Annotated in this window: 18 protein-coding genes and 1 pseudogene; 6 read left to right on the forward strand and 13 right to left on the reverse strand. The window is 61.9% G+C overall.

Translation table 11 applies throughout. The annotated features are described in order from the left end of the window. Window positions 1-211: 211 nt before the first annotated feature. Window positions 212-602: pseudogene (locus MKZ91_RS25615) on the forward strand (DoxX family protein). Between the two features lie 302 nt (window positions 603-904). On the opposite strand, the gene MKZ91_RS25620 reads toward MKZ91_RS25615, so the two are convergent. From MKZ91_RS25620 to MKZ91_RS25630, 3 genes are all read right to left on the reverse strand, one after another. Next, entirely contained in the window at window positions 905-2,008 is a 1,104-nt protein-coding gene (locus MKZ91_RS25620; protein ID WP_336173858.1) for an NADH:flavin oxidoreductase/NADH oxidase, read from the reverse strand. Window positions 2,009-2,533: 525 nt separating this feature from the next. After that, window positions 2,534-2,821, reverse strand: a complete 288-nt coding sequence (locus tag MKZ91_RS25625) for a XapX domain-containing protein (RefSeq protein ID WP_336173859.1) — start codon at window positions 2,819-2,821, stop codon at window positions 2,534-2,536. Between the two features lie 136 nt (window positions 2,822-2,957). After that, the gene (locus MKZ91_RS25630) at window positions 2,958-3,890 is read right to left on the reverse strand and encodes a VOC family protein (RefSeq protein ID WP_336173860.1); all 933 of its coding nucleotides are present in this window, start codon (window positions 3,888-3,890) and stop codon (window positions 2,958-2,960) included. A 117-nt stretch (window positions 3,891-4,007) separates the two neighbouring features. Here MKZ91_RS25630 and MKZ91_RS25635 point away from each other — a divergent pair, with 117 nt between their 5' ends. Then, the gene (locus tag MKZ91_RS25635; RefSeq protein ID WP_336173861.1) at window positions 4,008-4,907 is read left to right on the forward strand and encodes a LysR family transcriptional regulator; all 900 of its coding nucleotides are present in this window, start codon (window positions 4,008-4,010) and stop codon (window positions 4,905-4,907) included. A gap of 153 nt (window positions 4,908-5,060) precedes the next feature. Here MKZ91_RS25635 and MKZ91_RS25640 read toward each other — a convergent pair whose 3' ends face one another. The 8 genes from MKZ91_RS25640 to MKZ91_RS25675 form a co-directional block, all read right to left on the reverse strand. Next, complete coding sequence (locus MKZ91_RS25640) at window positions 5,061-5,777, reverse strand: GntR family transcriptional regulator (RefSeq protein ID WP_336173862.1); 717 nt, start codon at window positions 5,775-5,777, stop codon at window positions 5,061-5,063. 275 nt (window positions 5,778-6,052) lie between these two features. Beyond that, window positions 6,053-7,207, reverse strand: coding sequence for a M24 family metallopeptidase (locus MKZ91_RS25645; RefSeq protein WP_336173863.1), 1,155 nt, complete (start codon window positions 7,205-7,207; stop codon window positions 6,053-6,055). Between the two features lie 67 nt (window positions 7,208-7,274). Then, window positions 7,275-8,864, reverse strand: a complete 1,590-nt coding sequence (locus MKZ91_RS25650) for an ABC transporter substrate-binding protein (RefSeq protein ID WP_336173864.1) — start codon at window positions 8,862-8,864, stop codon at window positions 7,275-7,277. 29 nt (window positions 8,865-8,893) lie between these two features. After that, window positions 8,894-10,495 carry an ABC transporter ATP-binding protein gene (locus MKZ91_RS25655; protein WP_336173865.1) on the reverse strand — a complete coding sequence of 534 codons (1,602 nt, stop codon included), beginning with the start codon at window positions 10,493-10,495 and terminating at the stop codon, window positions 8,894-8,896. 5 nt (window positions 10,496-10,500) lie between these two features. Next, entirely contained in the window at window positions 10,501-11,373 is an 873-nt protein-coding gene (locus MKZ91_RS25660) for an ABC transporter permease (protein ID WP_336173866.1), read from the reverse strand. Continuing rightward, window positions 11,373-12,314: an ABC transporter permease gene (locus tag MKZ91_RS25665; RefSeq protein WP_336173867.1), complete on the reverse strand. Its 942-nt coding sequence runs from the start codon at window positions 12,312-12,314 to the stop codon at window positions 11,373-11,375. The genes MKZ91_RS25660 and MKZ91_RS25665 overlap by 1 nt, the downstream gene beginning before the upstream one ends. A gap of 729 nt (window positions 12,315-13,043) precedes the next feature. Further along, window positions 13,044-14,039 carry an ABC transporter permease gene (locus MKZ91_RS25670; RefSeq protein ID WP_336173868.1) on the reverse strand — a complete coding sequence of 332 codons (996 nt, stop codon included), beginning with the start codon at window positions 14,037-14,039 and terminating at the stop codon, window positions 13,044-13,046. 46 nt (window positions 14,040-14,085) lie between these two features. Further along, a complete protein-coding gene (locus MKZ91_RS25675) occupies window positions 14,086-14,886 on the reverse strand; it encodes an ATP-binding cassette domain-containing protein (RefSeq protein WP_336173869.1) in 801 nt (266 codons plus the stop codon). Between the two features lie 136 nt (window positions 14,887-15,022). Between MKZ91_RS25675 and MKZ91_RS25680 the strand changes: the two genes are divergently transcribed. From MKZ91_RS25680 to MKZ91_RS25695, 4 genes are all read left to right on the forward strand, one after another. Continuing rightward, complete coding sequence (locus MKZ91_RS25680) at window positions 15,023-16,003, forward strand: NAD-dependent epimerase/dehydratase family protein (RefSeq protein WP_336173870.1); 981 nt, start codon at window positions 15,023-15,025, stop codon at window positions 16,001-16,003. A 47-nt stretch (window positions 16,004-16,050) separates the two neighbouring features. Beyond that, window positions 16,051-17,043 carry a sugar-binding protein gene (locus MKZ91_RS25685; RefSeq protein ID WP_336173871.1) on the forward strand — a complete coding sequence of 331 codons (993 nt, stop codon included), beginning with the start codon at window positions 16,051-16,053 and terminating at the stop codon, window positions 17,041-17,043. 182 nt (window positions 17,044-17,225) lie between these two features. Further along, window positions 17,226-18,122 carry an NAD-dependent epimerase/dehydratase family protein gene (locus tag MKZ91_RS25690; protein WP_336173872.1) on the forward strand — a complete coding sequence of 299 codons (897 nt, stop codon included), beginning with the start codon at window positions 17,226-17,228 and terminating at the stop codon, window positions 18,120-18,122. Window positions 18,123-18,162: 40 nt separating this feature from the next. Next, on the forward strand, window positions 18,163-18,945 hold the full coding sequence (locus MKZ91_RS25695) for a FadR/GntR family transcriptional regulator (protein WP_336173937.1): 783 nt from the start codon (window positions 18,163-18,165) through the stop codon (window positions 18,943-18,945). A gap of 103 nt (window positions 18,946-19,048) precedes the next feature. Here MKZ91_RS25695 and MKZ91_RS25700 read toward each other — a convergent pair whose 3' ends face one another. Beyond that, entirely contained in the window at window positions 19,049-20,482 is a 1,434-nt protein-coding gene (locus MKZ91_RS25700) for an NAD(P)(+) transhydrogenase (Re/Si-specific) subunit beta (RefSeq protein WP_336173873.1), read from the reverse strand. A 19-nt stretch (window positions 20,483-20,501) separates the two neighbouring features. Beyond that, a complete protein-coding gene (locus MKZ91_RS25705) occupies window positions 20,502-22,088 on the reverse strand; it encodes a Re/Si-specific NAD(P)(+) transhydrogenase subunit alpha (protein WP_336173938.1) in 1,587 nt (528 codons plus the stop codon). Between the last annotated feature and the right edge of the window lie 57 nt (window positions 22,089-22,145).

Consider the following 22,145-nt stretch of genomic DNA (forward strand, 5'->3'; position numbering starts at 1 on the left):
ACGCCTACACCATGGTCCACAAGGCCGACGAACGCGTCATCCATGGCAAGACCATCGGACCAAACCCGGCAAAGTGACAGGCGGTCTGCCCGTCGCACAGCATCGTAGACCTATTGCGACATGACCGGCTTCGCATGAAGCCGGTCAATATTTTGAATGTTTCAGATCACGTCCAGATTGACCTGCCCGGTCGCTTGCGAAGGAAACACCCATGCACGCTTTACCCAACCGACTGGCCCCTTACCTGCTCAGCCTTTTGCGCATCGTCTCCGCCCTCGTACTCTTCAGCTACGGAACGCAGAAGGTCCTCGGCTTTCCCGCAAGCGACAGACCACCGGTCGGCTCCCTGCCATGGATTGCCGGACTATTCGAACTCATCCTCGGCTTCACGCTGCTGGTCGGCTTGAAGCCGCGCCTCCGCCTTCGTTCTCTCCGGTGTCATGGCCTTTGCCTATTTTCTGCGCCATGCGCCACAGGGCCTCTATCCGGCACAGAACGGCGGCACGGCCGCCATCATCTTCTGTTTCGTGTTCCTCTACCTCTCTGCCGCAGGTGGCGGACCGCTGAGCCTTGATGCGGCGCGCGGTGACGCGAAAGCTTGATGGACAGCGGGTTCCGGCGGGAAAACGCCGATCTTGCCGAAAACAATGACCGCTTGTCCGGACGGACCGATACCTAAGTGTAGTTACGCGCCGCGCCGAACAGATCTACCGTTCAATCGTCGCCTTGCCTTCCAGAAGGCGGTCAGGATCCTCCAGTCCCGGCTTCGGCATCCCCTCTCCGAAGCCCCGGGCCTCCCGGCCCGCTAAGACCGTCTCCCGCCGCAGGAGGCGGTCTTCTTTTGTCAGGGCGGCCGCAACGAACATGAACCGGTGTGCGATCGCGGACGCGCCGCTCCCTCTGTCTAGAGGTCGAAGAGATGGCGGAGTTGTCGGGGCTGCGATCTCAGATACTGATCAGGCGCCCGCACCCGCTCGCCGAAATGCGCGGCGGCATGCCAGGGCCACCGGGGATCGTAGAGGATCGCGCGGGCAATCGCGATCAGATCGGCATCGCCCATCGTCAGGATGGCCTCAGCCTGCTCGAATTCGGTAATCAGGCCGACCGCAATGACCGGTATCGCGACATTCTCCTTCATGGCGCGCGCAAAGGGCACCTGATAGCTTGGCCCGATCGCGATTTGCTGGTTGGACGCAAGGCCGCCCGAAGAGACATGGATGGCCGAGCAGCCACGCGCCGCCAGCGCCTGGCAGAAGGTGACGGTTTGCTCGACATCCCAGCCGTTCTGCGCCCAGTCGGTCGCCGAGACCCGCATCGTCACCGGCCGGTCCACGGGAAATGCAGCCCGAACGGCCTCGAAGACCTCAAGGGGAAAGCGCATGCGGTTTTCCAGCGTTCCGCCGTACTCGTCCGTGCGGTGATTGGAGAGGGGCGACAGGAATTGATGCAGGAGATAGCCGTGGGCCCCATGAATCTGGACAGCGTCTAGCCCCAAGGCGGCGGCGCGCCTGGCGGCGTCGGCGAAGGCCGCACGAACTTGCGCAAGGCCGCTGCGATCGAGCGCTGCCGGATGGTCGTAGTCATCGTGGAAAGGGACTGGGCTCGGCGCGACGGTCTTCCAGCCATGCTCATCCTTCGGACCGATCTGGCGTCCTCCCTTCCATGGCACTTCACTCGACGCTTTCCGTCCGGCGTGGCCCAGCTGGATGGCGATCGGCATGTCGGACCAGCGTCGCACGCCATCCAGAACCCGGCCCATCGCATGCTCGCAGGCGTCCGAATAAAGCCCGACATCGCCATAGGAAATGCGGCCCTCGGGCAGGACTGCTGTCGCCTCGATGGTAAGAACCGCCGCTCCCGACAAGGCAAGATTGCCGAGGTGGATGAGATGCCAGTCGTTCATCTGCCCGTCGACCGCCGAATATTGGCACATCGGTGCGATCACGATGCGGTTCGGCAGCCGGAGCGACCCCAGTTCAAAGGGTGAGAAAAGCCTGGTTCCGCTCATGATCGTTCTCCAGAGATCGACAGGGAGATCGTATCGGTCCTGTCAGGGTTTCGCCGTTCGGCAGCAAGGTTACAATCTTTCACCGCCGAAAAGGAGATAGGATGCTCCAGCGAACCCCGCGCCGGTTCGTTCGAGGTGACGGCCTCAACCTCAAGTCACATACTGCTCATCAAGAGCGTCGCGCGCCTTGGCTCGGGTCTGCCAGCGACACAATTGTCATCACGGCAAAAACGAGCGGAGAGGAAGCGCTGGATTGTCGTTGGGAAACGGCGCCGGTCCGAGAATCAGCCGTGGCCCAAACACCCGGCCGCGATCAGGCCCTGGCGGAGCGGGCACCAGCGCCCCGCGTCGTCAAGTTCTTCCGGGCCACCAACAGGACGTTGACCGGGAAGATGGCGCGCGCCGCTGGCCTTTCAAGCCATGCGGCGCGGCAAGAGCGCGCCGGCCACCAGCGCCGGGACGAGGGTTGGGCCATGGAAGATGCCGTTGGCATCACGTCGCGCAATTCCGCCAGCCCTCGCCGGCTCAGCTATCAGACTTGGTCTGAACTTGATGCGCTGCCGCGACGTTGCTTCGACCTTCGCCCTTCGGCAGGTGACCAAACATGTGAGGCTTGATCTGGCTGATCCAGGAAATCACCGCCGGCTCCTTGCCCCACAGTGTTTTGGCAAAAGGAACAATCTGTTCACCGACGAGAATGCCAAGAAGACCGACGAGCGCGATCACCGGCGGTGCCGGGGAGCGAACGTTGAGCAGGCTATAGACGATGCCGACCAGAAGTCCGGCGCCAAGCGACATGAGGTAGAGTTTCATAATCGTGTCCTAGATCGTTGCGGGCGGCCACCCCGAGCGGTTCGGCCCGATCAGAGTGGCTCGCGTCACTCGGCCCGGTTCGGGCCGATGCGCTTTCCATGGTAGACGTGCATCTGCGGGGCGCGCCGCTCCGGCACTACGCAGCTAGCGGAACGAGACTCGCCTCGATCTTGTTGCGGAAGGGCTCGTATCGGCTCGGTAGCTTCAGCGCCTCGCCGAGATGGGCCGTATCCTCGTCGCGATCAAAGCCGGGTTCGTTGGTCGCGATCTCGAACAGGATCCCGCCCGGTGTCCGGAAGTAGATCGCCCAGAAGTAGTCCCGATCGATGACCGGCGTTACCTGGTAGCCGGTGTCCATCAGTGCCTTGCGCACTTCGAGCTGCTTCTCACGGTTTTCAACCGCAAAGGCGATGTGATGAACCGAACCGGCGCCCTGTCGGGCAAACGGTGTCTTCGGGAGCGCCGCAAGATCGATCGTGTCTGCACCGTTGCCGCCGGGAATGATGAACCGCGTGACGTCTCCTTCGGCGCCTAGACGCTCATACCCCATGAAGCGGAGCAGTTCCTCGGTCGCGGCCGTATCGTGCAGATTGAAGCGCGCGCCGCTGAAGCCGCGGATGGCGTTGGCTTCGGAAATGCCCTCCGCAAGCCAGGGAGCGCGGGCGTCGTCGGCCGTTTCGACCAGAGCAAGGCCGTCGCCATCGGGGCCCGTGAAACGCAGGCGGCTGGCGCCAAAAACCGTGTCGGCCTGAAGACCACCTACGCCCTGAGCAACAAGTCGGTCTTTCCAGAAGGCCAGCGCGCCCTTTGGAATGGAAAACTGGGTCTCGCCGACTTCGCCGACGCCCGGCCGCCCGACCATCATGTGCGGGAACGGAAAGTAAGTCATGACGGTGCCGGGCGTGCCCTTCTCATCGCCGTAATAGAGATGGTAGACACTCGGCTCATCGAAGTTGACCGTCTTTTTCACGCGGCGAAGCCCGAGTGTGTCCGTGAAAAACCTGTTGTTCTGCTGCGCGTCCGACGCCATGGAGGTGACGTGATGCAGTCCCGTGATGTCCTTGATCATGGTCCGAGCCTTCCTTTGTTGACGTTACCCGTCGATGGCTACAGATGTAGCCGGGTTGATTGGAGCTCGGAATTGCAATATTTTTCTCGAATGAATTGCGATTTTTGAAACAATAAGATGAACGACCATAAAGCACTGAAGATCTTCCTGATGGCCGCCGAAAAGCGCAATTTCGCTCAGGTTGCCCGCGAGCTGGATATGACCCCCGCCGCGGTCACGCGAGCCATCGCCGCGCTTGAAGATGACCTCGGCGTCCAGCTGTTTGTCCGCACGACCCGCCAGGTGTCACTGACGACGGACGGCGCCGTTTTCGCAGCCCAGATCCAGCCGGCGGTCGAAGCGCTAGAAAGCGCACGGCGCGACGTCAAGAACGCCCACAAGGCTGACCAGGGACGCTTGAGGATCAGCGCGCCGACCTGGCTCGGCAAGACAGTGCTGCCGCCGATCCTTTCGGGCTTCCGGGAGCTCTATCCGAAAATCTGCTTCGAGATTTCGCTCTCGGACGGCTTGGTCGACATCGTTGATGACGACTATGACCTCGCCATTCGCATTTCCTCGGCCCCATCCGACAAGTTCACGATCTGGCGCAAGATCAAGGTGGTCCCACGGATTCTGGTGGCTGCGCCCGGCAGCAGGTTCGCGGAGATGCAGCATCCAAGCGAACTGAGCCCGGACGACTGCCTCGCCTACAGTGGCGAAAGCCGACGGGAGAACTGGCTGCTTTCGGACGGAGGCTCGAGCGTCACCATCGTCGCCGGAAGGGCATTCAGCGCGAACAATGGCGAGGTGCTGGCCGACATGGCCGCAGACGGTTCGGGCGTGGCGATGCTGCCGGGCTTTCACATCGCCGAGCATATTCGCAGCGGCCGGCTCGTTCATGTCCTGCCCAACTGGTCGCCGCCAGACCTCTGGTTGACGCTCTACTATCCACCCTACCAGGCCCTGCCGCCCCGCATCGCGACGTTCTCGAAATTCTTCGAGGAGCAACTGCCCGTCCACATGGTCATGCTCGAGTAGCTGGAAAGCCTGAAGCGCTGCTCCAGGAATGCCGGGCGGCCAGGAAAACCCGTCGACAGACCGGACGACGTTCGCTTCTTGCGCACCAAGGCAAACGCCAGCCTGTCGCCAATGCAGGAACGAGCCGCCCGTCCAATGCGACGGGGCATTTGCTCAAAGACCCTCTTCCCTTGCGTAGGCCGCAAGAAGGGTCGACAAGTCCTTCTCCGAACTGCTTGTGAGCAGGGCTCGGGATGTGATCGCTCCAATGTGGTGGTCCATCAGTTCGCAGGCCTTGTTGCGGTCATTGCCCGCGAGCGCGGCGATCAGTTCGCGATGCTCAGATACGGCACAATCGGACGAATGCGGGCGACCATAGAGCGACAGGATCATCGACGAGCGCGATACGAGCTCCGTGACATATCGCGACAGGATCGCATTTCCGGTCAATTGTGCGAGCAGCACGTGGAACTCGCCAGCGAGTTGGATCGAGGCAGAGGAATTGGTGAGCCTGGCCTTGTCCTCGGCATCGACGTGCGCTTCAAGCTCGCGGATCATCGGCGCCGTCATGTTGCCGATCAGGCTGTCGACGACCAGTATCTCCAGTGAGCGACGTACGGCGAAGATGTTGTGCCCGTCTTCCAGACTGGGATGGCTGACGCACGCCCCTTTGTTCGGTCGCAGTTCGACGAGGCCCTCCCCATTCAACCGCGCCAGCACCTGGCGCACGATCGTGCGGCTGACGCCAAGCCGCTCGCCGATCGAATCTTCAGGGAGCTTCGTGCCGGCTGCAAACGCCTGATCAAGGATTGCCCGCTTCAAGATGCGATAGACAGCCTCCGACTTCGGGACCGCGGATTTTTGACTGCTGTCGCTAGGTTTGGGGGTCATGACCGTCCTTGAGAGTTGCCGGGCGCGCCGTAAACGCAGCCCGCCCAGCTGTGGATCGCAAACAACTAACATCAGGTCGGCCGACCCGCAAAGCGGAGGACGACGCGCCGCAAATTCGGCCGCTTGTCCCTCACTCGATCGCGGCTCACCGCTCCTGATCCGCGATCTTCGCGGCTTGAGGAAACGGCTTCACTCTATTCCAGGCGGATCACCAACCAGTTTTACGCTGTCGACGATGACGCGCCGACGCCGGATGACAGTTCCCCTCTCCGACATCACTTCACGCCGAACACCACTTCGTCGCCGCTGAGAGACTGGAAACCGTTCGCCGTCAGGACAGATGGCATGCTGGCGCCGACACAACCCACCCCGTCCTCGTACAGGCAGGGGGTGACGTGGAAGCACATACCCTCTTCAAGGATGGCATGGTGATCGCGGCGGATCGCCATGACGTTGTCTTCACCCCATCCGGGCGGGAACGATCCGCCGATGCTGTAGGCTGGCCGGGTGACCATCCACTCGGCGAAACCGCGCCGTTCGATGACACTCTCGAAGATCCGCGCAGCCTCATGCGACGTCATGCCGGGTCGGACCCGCGCAAAGCCTTCGTCGAGCGCTTCCTTGCAGACCTCGAAGAGCCGCAGCACGCGGTCGGACGGCTTGCCGATCGAATAGAAGCGGAAGATCGGCGTATGATAATCGAAGACGGACGCAGCCGGCTCGATGTTGACGAGTTCGCCGCGGGAAATCGGTGCGCCGCACCAGGTCACGTGCGCACGGGCAGTGCGCGGGCCAGCGCATACATTCGGCATTTTCGCCGGGCGATGGCTACCGTTTGCAAGCATGCTGTCGCTGACAACCATGGCAAGCTCGGTGTCGGTCATCCCTTCCCTGAGTGCTGCAAAACCATCCTGACAGGATTTTGCGGCAATATGGCCGGCCTTGCGAAGAAGGTCGATTTCGGCGGCGCTCTTGACGCGGCGCAGATGCTCGACCAGGCCCGACGCGTTGACGATCGCATCGTCCTTCGGTCGAACGAAGGCGCTTACTGCGGTCTGGATCGTTCCGTACTCCGCGGCGATCACTGCCTTGCCGGGTGCAAAATCGGCGATCGTGCGCGCAAGCACCGTGGCATAGTCGTGCCCGTCGGGCACGCCAATCCCCTCATCGGCCCAGATCTTGCCCTTCAGCGCACGGATGTTGCTGAGTTCCGTCAGGCGCATCACCCAGATTGCCTTGCCGTCCTGGCGCACGATGAGGGACGTAGCACCATAGGCAAGCGAACCGAAGCCGGTGAGGTAGTACATGTTCTCGGTCGAGTTCAGCACGCAGGCGTCGATGCCGCGCTCTGCCATGAGCGTTCGCAAGGCATCGCGGCGGGCGAGGTATTCTTCAGGCTGGAAGGGCAAACGATCGAAGTCAGTCGACATGGTTTCTGCTCGTGTTTTAACTGGAGATCGTGTGGGGAGCGGCGACGGGCCGCTCCCCATCATCGCGTCAATCGCTCTTCTTGAGGTTCCAGAAGACCGGCACATCCTGCGTCACCAATACGTCGGAAACCTTGTCGGAGAAGGCGACGAAGGTTCGCCACTGGCCAAGCGGAATGTGATGGCCGGTTTCGAAGGCGCGGGTGGAGTACTCTGAAGCCACCGCCTTGCGGGCGTCCTGCCCATCGGCAAGCGCAAACTTCAGACGCAGATCCTCAAGCGCCTGATCGCAGGGCCAGCCGAAGATGCCCTTCTCGCAAGCACCGGAGAAGGTGATGCTCCAGACCGGGTTCGAAACTACTTGGCCGCCCACATAGGAATGCAGCAGGTTCCAGCCGCCCTTGTCGGCCGGTTCCTTGGAATTGCGGCGCTTCAGCACGGTGGCCCAGTCCATGGCCTGGACATCAACATTCAGGCCGATATCACGCAGCGCCTGCACAGTCACGACCGTCTCTGGGTGAACGATGCTCTCGTCGGTCGGATCGAGAATGACGATCGGCTTGGAAAAATCCCATCCCGCTTCCTCGAAAAGGGCCTTGGCCTTTGCCGGATCGGGAGCTTTCAGCGCGTCGAGCCCGGCTGCGGTTTCCATAGGGCTGCCGCAGATGAAGAAGGAGGCGCAGGTGCGGTAGTAGTCCGGATTGCCGTTGACCGCCTGGAGATAGGCCTCCTGGTTCGTCAGGTAGAACATGGCCTGGCGGGCCTTGGCGTTGTCGAAAGGCGGCTGTGTGTGGTTGAAGAACAGCGTGCCTTGCGTGCCGGTCTCGTTGATGACCTTGGTCTTCAGGTTGCCGGCCGCCTCGATGACGGGAAGCAGGTCGAGCGAGGGGTTCTGCCAGAAATCGATCTCGCCGCTCATCAGCGCCGAAAGCGCCGTCTGCTGGTCCTTGATGATGTCCCATTCCACGGCATCGAACTGGGCCACCTTGCCACCGGCAAGGCCGCTCGCCGGCTCCGGTCGCGGCACGTAGTCCGAGAATTTCTCGTAGACGACCTTGCTGCCGGGCACCCACTTGTCCCTGGCAAACTTGTAGGGGCCCGAGCCGACATATTCGCTGATCTCCTTGAAGGGGTCGGTCTCGGCTATGCGCTTGGGCATCATGAAGGGGATGTTGGATGCCACCTTGCTCAGGGATTCAAGCACGATGCCGTAGGGCTGGTTGAACTCCAGTTCGAAAGTGCGGTCGTCGACGACGCGCATCTCCTTAAGCTGGCGCGCCATCAGTTGACCGGCCGCGTCGCGCGCCTGCCAGCGCTTCAAGGATGCCACGCAGTCGTCCGCCTTGACCGGCTGGCCGTCATGCCATTTCAGGCCCTCGCGAAGCGTGAACCGGTACGTCTTCTTGTCATCCGACAACGTCATGTCCTCGACCATTTGCGGCTTGGGCACGAAATGCTCATCAAGTGCATAGAGCGTGTCGTAGATCATGAAGCCATGCATCTTCACGATATCGGCGGTCGACCCCATCGGATCGAGCACCTGAAGGTCGGCGCTCGGCACGACTTTCAGAGTGATTTCCGCAAGGGCGGTGCCCATTCCAGACAAAAGCACAGCCGAAGCGAGCAGGGTCCGCCAGGACGCTTTGATATGATTGAACATGGTCATTCCCCTTTTCGTTGTTCGTGACGTCAGGCCGCGACGGTCTCTTCGGCTCGGCCCGGTATCGAAGCGAGAAGCTCGCGGGTGTAGGGATGGGCGGGTGCGGCGAAGACGGAAGCGACCGTGCCCTCCTCGACGACCTGGCCGCGGTGCATGACGATCAGCCGGTCGCAAATCTGCGCGGCAACGCGCAGGTCATGGGTGATGAAGAGGATCGCCAAGTCGAGACGCTTCTGGATATCATCGATGAGGCGCAGCACCTGCGCCTGGACCGAGACATCCAGCGCCGAGACGGCCTCGTCCGCAACCAGAATATCGGGCTCCATGGCGAGCGCCCTGGCAATGGAGATCCGCTGGCGCTGACCACCGGAGAACTGGTGCGGAAAGCGATCGACCGCATGCGGCTCCAGCCCGACGAGCTGCATCAGCTCGCGTGCCCGCTCCAGAGCCTGCGTTTTACTTTGGCCGAAGTTCATAGGCCCTTCGATGATCGACTGGCCAACGGTGCGTCTCGGGTTGAGCGAGCGATAGGGATCCTGGAACACCATCTGCAAACGCTGGCGGAAGGCCCTACCATCCCTGCCGCCGGAAAGCGTGACCTTGCCCGAAGAGGGTTCGAGCAGCTGGGCAATGCAGCGGGCGAGCGTCGATTTTCCCGAACCGGATTCACCGATGATGCCGAGCGTTTCGCCGCGTCGCACGCTCAGCGAAGCGCCTTGAAGCGCGTGCACCGTCCGCCGGTCGCGAAAGAGCCCCCCGCTGTGGTAAGTCTTTGCGAGCTCGTTCACATTGATCGCGACCTCGCCGGTAACGACATGATCCTTGCGCTTCGGCTCCAAGGTCGGCACGGCGGCAATCAACATGCGGGTGTAGCCGGAGGTTGGCTGATCGAGCACCCGCTCCACCGGCCCTTGCTCCACCACCTTGCCTGCTCTCATCACGACCACGCGGTCGGCGATCTCCCTGACGACGCCGATATCGTGGGTGATGAACAACACCCCCATATCGCGCTCGCGCTGCAGATCGCGGATCTGCTTCAGGATCTGCGCCTGGGTCGTCACATCGAGCGCCGTCGTCGGTTCGTCGGCGATCAGCAGCTTCGGTCCCAGGATGAGGGCGGCGGCGATCAGCACGCGCTGGCGCTGCCCGCCCGAAAGCTGGTGCGGGAAGGCATGATACATCCGCTCCGGATCCGGCAGATTGACCTCCTTCATCGCAGCGATGACCCGCGCGAAGCGATCCTTGCCAGAAAGCCTGAGATGGGTGCGCAGGACCTCGTCGATCTGCTTGCCAACGGTTTGTACCGGGTTCAGGGCCGTCATTGGCTCCTGGAAGATCATACCGATGCCACGGCCGCGCAGGTCCCGCATCTCTGCGGGCGCGGCCCTGGTAATGTCCCTGCCCTCAAAGAGAATACGGCCCTCAGGCTTGGGAAACACCTTCGGCAGCAATCCCATGATCGACTGGGCGGTCACGGACTTTCCGGAACCGGATTCGCCAACGACGCAGACGATCTCGCCGGCGGCAACAGAAAGGGACACGTGATCGACCGCAAAACCACGGTCGCCACCGCCCGGTAGCAAAATGGCGAGATCCTGGACCTCGATGACGGGAGGGGTCTTCATCAGCATCACTCTCACATCCGTTTTGCAATGCGCGGGTCGAGCGTGTCACGCAGACCGTCCCCGAGCAGGTTGATGCCAAGCACCGTGAGCGCCAGGAAAAGGCTCGGCAGGAAAACCAGCCGCGGTGCCACCTGGAAGAAGGTGCGCCCTTCGGAGATCATGTTGCCCCAGCTCGGGATTTCCGGCGGCAGGCCCGTGCCGAGGAAGCTAAGGCCTGCCTCGATCAGAATGGCCGAGGCGCAGATGTAGGTGCCGAGCACCATCAGCGGCGCGTAGGTGGTCGGCAGGATGTGACGCAGGAGGATCTTCGGCGTCGAGGTACCGACGGAAATGGCAGCCTCGACGAAAGGCTCCTCGCGCACCGTCAGCACCACGCTGCGCACCAGCCGCACCACGCGTGGGATCTCCGGGATCGTGAGCGCCACGACAACCGTTGCGATGCTGGCGCGCGTGAGCGAGACGAGCGCAATGGCGAGCAGGAAGGTCGGTATCGCCATCAGCCCGTCCATAACGCGCATGACGATGGCATCGACCCAGCGGAAGTATCCCGTCACCAGGCCGATGGTCACGCCGACGAGAAGGGCCGCCGTCGCGACACAAAGGCCGATCAGTATGGAACTGCGTGCGCCATAGACCGCCCGGCTGTAGACATCGCGGCCGAAGAGATCGGTGCCGAACCAGGCAAGCTCGGATGGCGGCTTCAGCCGCATGCCGGGATCGATGCGGGTCGGATCGACGGTTCCAAGCAGTGGCGCCGCCATCGCCATGAGGACAATCGCCAGGACCAGGAACCCGCCCACAAGAACGGACGGATGCGAAAGGAATGCCGGAAGGTGACGTCTCGCGGGCGCCGGTGCGGCAGAGGGGGAAGCAAGACTGTTCATCAGTAGCGCACCCTTGGATCGAGGAAGGCATAGCCGATGTCGATCGCCAGATTGACGAGGACATAGACGCCGGAAAACATGAGGATGACGCCCTGGATGACCGGATAGTCACGCTTGAGGATCGCATCGACCACGAGGCGGCCGACGCCGGGTAGGTTGAACACCGTCTCTATGACCACAACGCCGCTGATCAGAAGCGCCACACCGATGCCGATCACGGTGAGAATGGGGATCGCCGCATTGCGCAAGGCGTGACGGGTCACCACGAGGCGCTCTTTGACGCCCTTGGCGCGCGCTGTTCGGATGAAATCCTCGCCCATCATCTCCAGCACGCTCGCGCGTGTGATACGCGCGATCAGCACCAGATAGGCGAGCCCGAGCGTCACCGTCGGCAAAGCGATCGAGGAGAGAAACGGACCAATGCCGTTGCTGATACTCGTAAACCCCTGCACCGGCAGAACACGCAGCTGCAACGAAAACACATAGATCAGGCAGTAGCCGAGCACGAAAACGGGAACCGAAAAGCCAAGCACGGAGACGAGCATGAGCGCCCGGTCGAGCCAGCTTCCGGCCGTGGCGCCGGCGATGGTGCCGAGCGGCACGGCAATCACGATGGCGAAGACGAGTGTTGTGACCGCCAGCGAGGCTGTCGGCTCCAGGCGCTGCAAGATGAGGTCTGCAACGGGGATGTTCGAAAAGATCGAAATGCCGAGATCGCCTTGCAGCAGCGAGCCGGCCCAGATGAAGAACTGGGTGACCAGTGGCTGGTCCAGACCGAGAGACGAACGGATCTTCTCGATGGTTGCCGCATCGGCGTTGTCGCCGGCAATCACAACCGCCGGATCACCGGGACTGAGCCGCAAGAGCAGGAAGACAACGATGGAAACGACGAGGATGACCGGCACAAGACCAAGCACCCTTCTTGCGACGAAGCTCAGCATTGCAATTCCTCCTAGATTGAATGCATTCTTTTTGTATTTTTGTATACAATTTGCATACATCGACACAAAAGTAAAGAACTTTTCGTTTCGCGGTGCCGCAATCCGCACTTTACGGATCAGGAAAGGATCAATGCACGCGAAACCAAGTCGACAAACGGCATTCAATTTATCATAATTTTGTATGCATTTTCGAAGGCTACCGGTATCGAACAGGCGGCACGACCCTGCCGGCCTACGCGGAATGCAGAATGGCCCCGACAAACCCGGGGGCCCCACGCCTTGCTCACAAAGGGTGCGCCCAGCGCCGCGGACGATGCTCACCTGACCAGAGACGCAACGCCGGTACACTTGCCAGCTGGCTCGCTTCGACCGAGATGCGGCGAGCCCGCCGCAACGTCCAGCGGTATATTTTACCAGAGATGTCGCCGGGGTTCGGCATCGAACGGTCAGACCCAGGCGCCGATAGGCGGGTATCGAGATCGGTCGGCACCGACCGATCTTCCAACGTCCTTCCTCGCCGAGCTTCAAGTTACCCGCAAACGCCGGTCCTCGTGACCGGCAGGGTCTCCGGCTGATAGGCGCGGTCTACCAACCAATGCCCAGCTCCGATAGCTTTGTTGGTCGCATCGGTGTCCGGACGCAACGGAGAGGGATGCCACAGTCTCCTGTACGAGCGCGGCCGTGGCGGCTGGATCCTGCACTTCGCGCAGGGCCGGACGGAAAGGCGGGCTACTCGCTCTGGCGGAAATTGCGCAGGCGATCGAACAGGACAGCGAGGATGGTCGCACTGCCAATGAAGGTTCCCTGCCAGAAGGCGTTGATGCCGAGAAGCCCGAGGCTGTTGCGGATCACCTCGATCAGTGCTGCACCGACCAAAGCACCGAAAGCCGTGCCGGCACCACCGGCGAGATTGCCCCCGCCGATCACCGCCGCGGCGATGACCTGCAACTCCATACCGGCACCGATATTGGTTGTCACCGCACCGAGCCAACCCGTCTGGATGATGCCGGCGATGCCGGCCGAGAGCGCCGAGATCATGTAGACGCAGACCTTGATGGGCCGCACGGGCAGGCCCGTGGCAATGGCCGCCTTCTCGTTGCCGCCGATGGCGTAGATATAGCGGCCAATCCGCGTCCAGCGCAGCATGAAACCGGTCAGAAGCGCCAGCACGATCATGTAGATCACCGGGTTGGCGATACCGAAGACGGATCCGCCGCCGAGGGCGAGAAGCTTGTCGTGGTCGGGGCCGAATTCGAAGACCACGGTGTTGTTGGACGCGACCATCGCCAGGCTTCGGGCAACCGAGAGCATGCCGAGCGTCACCACGAAGGGTGGGAAGCCGAGATAGGCGATGAGGATGCCGTTGAATGCGCCAATCGCCAGCGCCGTCGCGATCGAGACGGCAATGCCCGTCTCGATGCCGTATCCGGCATGCATCGTCACCGCAAGTACCATGCTGCACAGGCAGAGCACCGAGCCTACCGAGAGGTCGATCCCGCCGGTGATGATGACGAGCGTCATGCCGAGGGCGATGATGGCCACGAAGGTGACGTTGCGGGTGATGTTGTAAAGGTTCTTTGCCGTGGCGAAACTGTCGGTGGCAAACGACAGGAAGATGCAGGCGAGGATGACGGCGACCAGAACCCAGAAGGTCTGGCTGGCCAGAACAGCGCCTCCGAGTGTGCGCTGCCTGCGCGCGATCGTCTGATCCAGGATCGTTGCCATTGTTTTCGCATTTCCTCCGATGCAGAAATGTAGGCTCCCTTAGACTTCATCCACCCTCGATGGCGCCGGTGATCAGCCCCGTCACCTCCTCCGGCGAAGTCTCGGCGATCGGTTTGTCCGCCACCTTCCGGCCCCGACGCATGACGACGACGCGATCGGCGACATCAAAGACGTCGGGCATGCGGTGGCTGATGAGCACAACCAGGATACCACGGTCGCGCAACTGCCGAATCAGATGCAGCACTTCGGCCACCTGGCGGACGGAAATTGCAGCCGTCGGCTCGTCCATTAGGACGATTTTCGCCTCCGAGATCATCGTGCGCGCGATTGCCACCGCCTGCCGCTGCCCGCCGGACATTTGCTTCACGAGGTCGCGTGCCCTGGTCTCCGAACGCAGTTCCTTGAAGATCTCGCCAGCGCGCCGGTACATTGCCTTGTAGTCCAGCACGCGCAATGGCCCGATGCCGCGACGCAGTTCGCGACCGAGGAAGACATTCGCCGCTGCCGACAGGTTGTCACACAGAGCCAGATCCTGATGCACGATTTCGATGCCGAACTGTCTCGCCTCGACGGGGCGATGCAGCACGATATCGCGACCATTGAGGCGCATTGTGCCGTGGCTCGGGCGGTAGTTGCCCGCAATCATTTTGACGAGCGTCGACTTGCCAGCGCCGTTGTCGCCCATCAGGCCCACGACCTGCCCTGCCTCTAGCGACAGCGAAATGTCGTTGACTGCCTGTATGGCCCCGAAGTGCTTGGAAATATTGCTGAGCTCTAGCAGCACGACCAGCCTTCCAGCCTCCCCAAGACGCGCCCCGCGAGATGCGCGTCGCCGCGTGTCCGCCACGCGCGCGTTAGCGACTACTTATTTATGCAAATCGTCCTGAACGCGTCAATGACGCCGATATCGGTAAACTAGTTTTGTATGACAAATAGATTGACGGACGAAGCGATCATATATTAGCTAATGCTGGGAGATAGGCATGCTTATCCTTGTCACCGGGGCAACGGGCAAGGTCGGGCGGCACCTCATAACAGCGCTGCTTGACCGGCCACGTTTTTCACAAGCGCGCATTCGCGCGCTCTGCCACAATCGTGTGCTCGATCCGACCGAACGGCTCACCATCATCAGCGGCTCTATCGCCGATCGCGCCGTGGCGGAACGCGCGATTGCCGGCGTGAGCCACGTCGTGCATCTCGCGACCTGCAAGGAAACGCCCGCCGACGTTATGGATGTGACCGTCAAGGGTCTCTTCTGGCTGCTCGAAGCGTTCAGGGAGAGCCCGACCGCCCGGCAGTTCATTCTGATCGGCGGCGACGCCGCCGTCGGCCATTTCTTCTATCCCCATGACGGCCCGATTACCGAAGCAACACCGCATAGCGCCTATCCCGGCTGTTACGCGCTGTCGAAAGTGCTCGAGGAGGTGATGGTCGAGCAATATGCCATTCAATACGGGATGAACGTCTGCTGCCTGCGCGCGCCGTGGATCATGGAAAAGGACGACTTCAAGCACTCACTCTCCTTCGGCGACGACGTCTTTGGCGGGCCCGACTGGAAGACGTTCTTTGCACCTGACCAAGCCAGGCGTCATGCAGAAGCTCAAGCCGTGCCTCTGCTGCGCGATGGCGACGGCCGGCCGATCAAACGCAACTTCGTTCATGTCAGCGACCTCGTGTCGGCAATTCTGAGCGCGATCGACAATCCACGCGCGGAGCGCCAACGTTTCAACATCTCCATGGACCGCCCGGTCGACTATGGCGAGGTCGCGAGCTATCTCAAGCGCACGCGCGGTCTGCCATCCGTCGACGTTCCAAGCCATTTCCACTCGAACTGGATGGACAACAGCAAGGCGAAGTTCCTGCTGGATTGGCAGCCAGAATACGATCTCGAACAACTCATCGACCAGGCCTGGCAATACGAGCGTCCACCAAGTGACCCCCGCATTGTCTGGTATCCCGGTTGATTTGTGCCGCGGACAGAGGGTGTCCGCTTGTCTAACGGGAGGATAAAATGAGGAAAGCATTGGTGCTTGCAGTCGCAGCGCTCGCGCTGGCCACCGGCCCCGCCGACGCCCAGGAGAAGAAGCAGCTCGTCATTGTGGTCAAAGGCCTCGACAATCCGTTCTTCGAAGCCATCAACCAGGGCTGCCAGAAGTGGAACAAGGAAAACGCAAGCTCGGAATATGAGTGCTTCTATACCGGCCCGGCGTCGACTTCGGACGAAGCCGGCGAGGCGCAGATCGTCCAGGACATGCTCGGCAAACCCAGCACGGCGGCGATCGCCATTTCGCCATCCAACGCCAAGTTGATTGCACAGACCCTGAAGACCGCCAACCCGTCGGTCCCGGTCATGACGCTTGATGCCGACCTCGCCAAGGAGGATGCGGGCCTGCGCAAGACCTATCTCGGTACCGACAACTACACGATGGGGGCGCGGATCGCCGACTACATCAAGAAGGCCAAGCCGAATGGCGGCAAGATCTGCACCATCGAGGGCAACCCTGGGGCCGACAACATCCTCAGGCGCGCCCAGGGCATGCGTGACGTGCTCACGGGCAAGGAGGGACTGGCAGAGCTAAAGGGTGAAGGCGGCTGGACGGAGGTTGCAGGCTGCCCGGTCTTTACCAATGACGACGGCGCCAAAGGCGTACAGGCGATGACCGATATCCTCGCGGCCAATCCCGACCTCGATGCCTTCGGCATCATGGGTGGCTGGCCGCTCTTCGGCGCGCCGCAGCCCTATCGCGACCTGTTCAAGCCGATGGCGGACAAGATTGCCAAGAATGAATTCGTCATCGGTGCGGCAGACACGATCGGTGAAGAGGTGGCGATTGCCAAGGAAGGTCTGGTCACTGCGCTCGTCGGCCAGCGCCCCTTCGAAATGGGCTACAAGGCACCTTCGGTCATGCTGGACCTGATCGCCGGCAAGCCGGTGGATGATCCCGTCTTCACCGGTCTTGACGAATGCACGAAGGACACGGCGGACACCTGCATCCAGAAGTAAATCAATAGCTGCGGCACCCCTTTGACGGGTGCCGCAAACTTTGCCATATCCGCAACAATCGCAGTTGCCGCGCGACGCGCCGGCTGACGGCGACAGGCGCCGCGGCGCCATCTGGGAGGTCCCCCCGACAGAAATCATCAAGGGGGGATCATCCACCCATAATGCATGGCATGGAGAGCACAATGACCAAGCGGATCATCTTCACCGGTGGCAGCGGCAAGGCTGGTCGCCATGTCGTGCAGCATCTCGTCGATAAGGGCCATCAGGTGCTCAACCTCGACACGAAGCCGCTCGACAATCCGAAGGTGCGCACACTGATCACCGACATCACCGACAGCGGCCAGGTGTTCAACGCTCTGTCGAGCTACACCGGCCTGCATGAGTTCGACCCGTCGCTTGCGCCGCAGCCAGTCGATGCCGTCGTTCACTTCGCGGCCATCCCGCGCATCCTTATTGCGCCCGACAACGAGCTCTTTCGCATCAACGCTATGGGCACCTACAATGTCATCGAGGCAGCGGTGAAGCTCGGCATCCGCAAGATCGTCATCGCTTCAAGCGAGACGACCTACGGCCTCGTCTTTGCCAACGAGCCTAAAAGCCCGCAGTACTTCCCGCTCGACGAGGATTACGACGTCGACCCGATGGATAGCTACGCACTGTCCAAAGTCGTCAATGAGAAGACGGCACGCGCCTTTGCGCTCAGAAGCGGCGCCGACATCTATGCCCTGCGCATCGGCAATGTCATCGAGCCGAGCGAGTACCACCTCTTCCCCGGCTGGTTCGCCGACCCGGGTTTTCGCAAGCGCATTGCCTGGAGCTATATCGACGCGCGCGATCTCGGGCAGATCACGCTGAAGGCGGTGGAGACCGACGGTCTCGGCTTCCAGATCTTCAACGCGGCAAACGACGAAACCTCCGCCGATATTCCGACGAAGGAACTGATCGACCGCTTCTACCCTGGCGTTCCCGTCAATGGGGAGCTCGGGGAATACGAAACGCTGCTTTCGAACCGCAAGGCCCGCGCGCTGCTCGGCTTCCAACCGCAGCACAGCTGGCGGAAGTATGTCGGCGTCCAGTGACCCCCCGCGCGTACAGACAAAATTCGAGAAAACAGACGAAATGACTGAACAACGACTAAAAAAAGGCTCCGCCGGATCGCAGCCGGCAGAGGCCGCGCGCGCGAGCCGGCGGCTCGATGCGCCGCGCATATCGGCGCCCAGCGTCCACATGTCGCTTGCCGACGACATCGGGCTAAGAATCGTGCGGGGCGACTATCCGCCCGGAACGATCCTGCCGAACGAGGCTCAGTGGACGGAAATTTTCGACGTCAGCCGCACAGCTGTCAGGGAGGCGATCAAGATACTGATGGCCAAGGGCCTGCTTGCCTCGCGTCCGAAAATCGGCAGCTGGGTTGAGCCGAAGGAGCGCTGGAACCTGCTCGATCGCGACGTCTTAAGCTGGTACGCGGTCTCACCGGACCGGCTCCAGTTCCTCAAGACCGTGCAGGAGTTTCGCCACATCATCGAACCGGAAGCGACCGCGCTTGCAGCCGCCCGCCGAAGCGGCGCGCAGATGGCCGAAATCAGCGCGGCATTGAGAGAGATGGAACAGGCGACAACGCTGCAGGCCCGCACCGAAGCCGACACGCGGTTTCACCTTACGATCCTGCGCGCTTCAGGAAACGACCTCATTGTGCCCCTGGGGGCGATGATCGATTCTGCGCTCAACCATCTTTTCGTGCTCGTGACCCGCGACGACAGCAGTTCCATTCACGCGCTGAAGCTTCACGCGGACATCGAAAAGAGTATTCGCTTCGGGCGCCCCAATGCCGCGCGCAACGCTGTGCGGCGCCTCTTGACCAACACCGATGAGCTCATTGCACAGCTGGAGCGCAGTACTTGATCGCCGATCATGCGGGCTGGCCGTCGTACGGTCCGAGAGGCAATTAACGAGAGCCTTCTTTTAGAAGCCGATGGAGCCAAACAGGCCCCATCGGCTTTTAAACTCAGGCCAGCGCCGGCAGCAGCTGGTCGATGCTCTTCTTGGCGTCGCCGTAGAACATGCGGGTGTTGTCCTTGTAGAACAGCGGGTTCTCGATGCCGGAGTAGCCAGTGCCCTGGCCGCGCTTGGAGACGAACACCTGCTTGGCCTTCCAGACTTCGAGCACCGGCATGCCGGCGATCGGTGAGTTCGGGTCTTCCTGGGCGGCCGGATTGACGATGTCGTTGGAGCCGATGACGATGACGACATCGGTTTCGTGGAAGTCCTCGTTGATCTCGTCCATCTCGAGCACGATGTCGTAGGGAACCTTCGCTTCGGCCAAAAGCACGTTCATGTGGCCCGGCAGACGGCCGGCGACCGGATGAATGGCAAAGCGGACGTTCTTGCCGGCCGCCCGCAGCTTGCGGGTGAGCTCGGAGACGGATTGCTGTGCCTGCGCCACCGCCATGCCGTAGCCCGGCACGATGATGACGCTGTCGGCGTCATTAAGGGCTGCGGCCACGCCATCGGCATCGATGGCGATCTGCTCGCCGGTGATTTCCATCTGTGGGCCGGTGGTCGCGCCGAAGCCGCCGAGGATGACCGACAGGAACGAGCGGTTCATCGCCTTGCACATGATGTAGGAGAGGATCGCACCCGAGGAGCCGACGAGCGCGCCGGTGACGATCAACAGATCGTTGCCGAGCGTGAAGCCGATGGCCGCGGCCGCCCAGCCGGAATAGCTGTTCAGCATCGACACCACCACCGGCATGTCGGCGCCGCCGATGCCCATGATCAGGTGATAGCCGATGAAGAAGGCGGCGAGCGTCATGACGAGCAGCGTCCAGGTGCCGGCACCATTGACGTAGAGCACCAGCAACACGAGCGAGAGAAGGGCAGCACCGGCGTTGAGCAGGTGACCGCCGGGCAGCTTCTTCGCCTTGCCGTCGACCTTGCCGGCAAGCTTGCCGAAGGCGATGACGGAGCCGGTGAAGGTGACGGCGCCGATGAAGACGCCGAGGAAGACCTCGACCTTCATGATCGACAGTTCGACCGGTTCCTTGTGGGCAAGGATCGCGGCAAAGCCGGTCAATGCAGAGCGGGCCGCCGCATCGAGACCGGCGACATCAGCCGCTTCGATATGGGCGTTGAAGCCGATGAACACGGCGGCAAGACCGACGAAGGAATGGAGTGCAGCAACGAGCTGCGGCATCTCGGTCATCTGGACGCGGGAGGCGACGAAGTGGCCGAGCACAGCGCCGCCGGCGATCATCAGCGCGATGATGAACCAGTTGCCGACGTCAGGCCCGCAGACCGTGGCGACAATGGCGAGTGCCATGCCCGTCATACCGTACCAGACGGCGCGCTTGGCGCTTTCCTGGCCGGAAAGCCCGCCGAGCGAGAGGATGAAGAGAACGGCTGCCGCAATATAGGCGGCCGATACGATACCGATCATCATGATGATTACCCCTGCCCGATCAGGATTTCTGGAACATGGCGAGCATGCGCCGTGTGACGAGGAAGCCGCCGACGATGTTGATCGTGGCGATCAGCACCGACAGCGCTGCAAGCAGCACCACCAGCCAGTTGCCAGACCCGATCTGCAGCAGAGCGCCGAGAATGACGATGCCGGAGACCGCATTGGTAACGGCCATCAGTGGCGTGTGCAGCGAATGCGAGACGTTCCAGATGACCTGGAAACCGACGAAGCAGGCAAGCACGAAGACGACGAAGTGGCCCATGAAAGCCGGCGGCGCGAAGGCACCGACGAGGAGCAGCAGTGCCGTGCCGACGGCGAGCAGCGCGAGCTGGTTCTTCGTCTGCGCCTTGAAGGCTGCGGCTTCACCGGCGCGCTTTTCCTCCGGCGTCGGCTCCTTCACCTTTTCCCTTGGCTTCTGTGCCGCGATCGCAGCGATCTTCGGCGGTGGCGGCGGATAGGTGATCGCCCCCTCGAACGCGACCGTCGCGCCACGGATGACGTCGTCCTCCATGTTGTGGTCGAGCTTGCCATCCTTGCCCGGCGTCAGATCGGTCAGCATATGGCGGATGTTGGTTGCATAGAGCGTCGACGCTTGCGCGGCCATGCGGCTCGGGAAGTCCGTATAACCGATGACGATGACGCCGTTGTCGGAGACGATGCGCTGATCGGCAACGGTGAGATCACAGTTGCCGCCGCGTTCGGCCGCAAGGTCGACCACCACCGATCCCGGCTTCATCGCCGCCACCATGTCGGCCAGCCAGAGTTTCGGCGCATCGCGGCCGGGGATCAGCGCCGTGGTGATGACGATGTCGATCTGAGGCGCGAGCTCCCGGAACTTGGCAAGCTGCTTCTCGCGGAACTCAGGCGAGGACGGGGCCGCATAGCCGCCGGTTGCCGCACCGTCCTGCTGAGCGCCCCCCTCGCCATCGGCAAAATCGAGATAGACGAACTCCGCGCCCATGCTCTCGATCTGTTCGGCGACCTCAGGGCGCACGTCGAAGGCGTAAGTCTGGGCACCAAGCGAGGTGGCGACGCCGATCGCCGCGAGGCCGGCGACGCCCGCACCGATCACCAGCACCTTGGCCGGCGGCACCTTGCCGGCGGCCGTCACCTGGCCGGTGAAGAAGCGACCGAAATTGTTGCCGGCCTCGATCACCGCCCGGTAGCCGGCAATATTGGCCATCGACGACAATGCGTCCATCTTCTGGGCGCGCGAAATGCGCGGCACCATGTCCATGGCGATGACGTTGGCGTCCTTTGAGCGCGCAAGCTCCAGCAACTCACCATTCTGGCCGGGATAAAAGAACGAGATCAGCGTCTTGTTTGCAGACAAGAACGCAATCTCGGACGGCTGCGGTGGGCGCACCTTGACGATCACGTCAGCCGAAGCCCAAAGCGCTTCAGCAGACGGGACCACCTCAACGCCCGCGGCCCGGTAGGCATCATCGGAAAAACCGGCCGAAAGGCCAGCACCCATTTCGATGATGCTGGCATAGCCAAGTTTAGAAAGCTGTACGGCGCTGTCAGGTGTCAGTGCCACGCGCGCCTCACCTGCGGTTACCTCCCGCGGCGCACCAATTTTAATCGCCATGCTTGTCTGTCCTCTCCCGCCGACTGCGCAACGCTAATGTCCCTCAACAAA

This window comes from Ensifer sp. MJa1, from assembly GCF_037026475.1.
In the GTDB taxonomy this organism is placed as follows: Bacteria; Pseudomonadota; Alphaproteobacteria; order Rhizobiales; family Rhizobiaceae; genus Ensifer.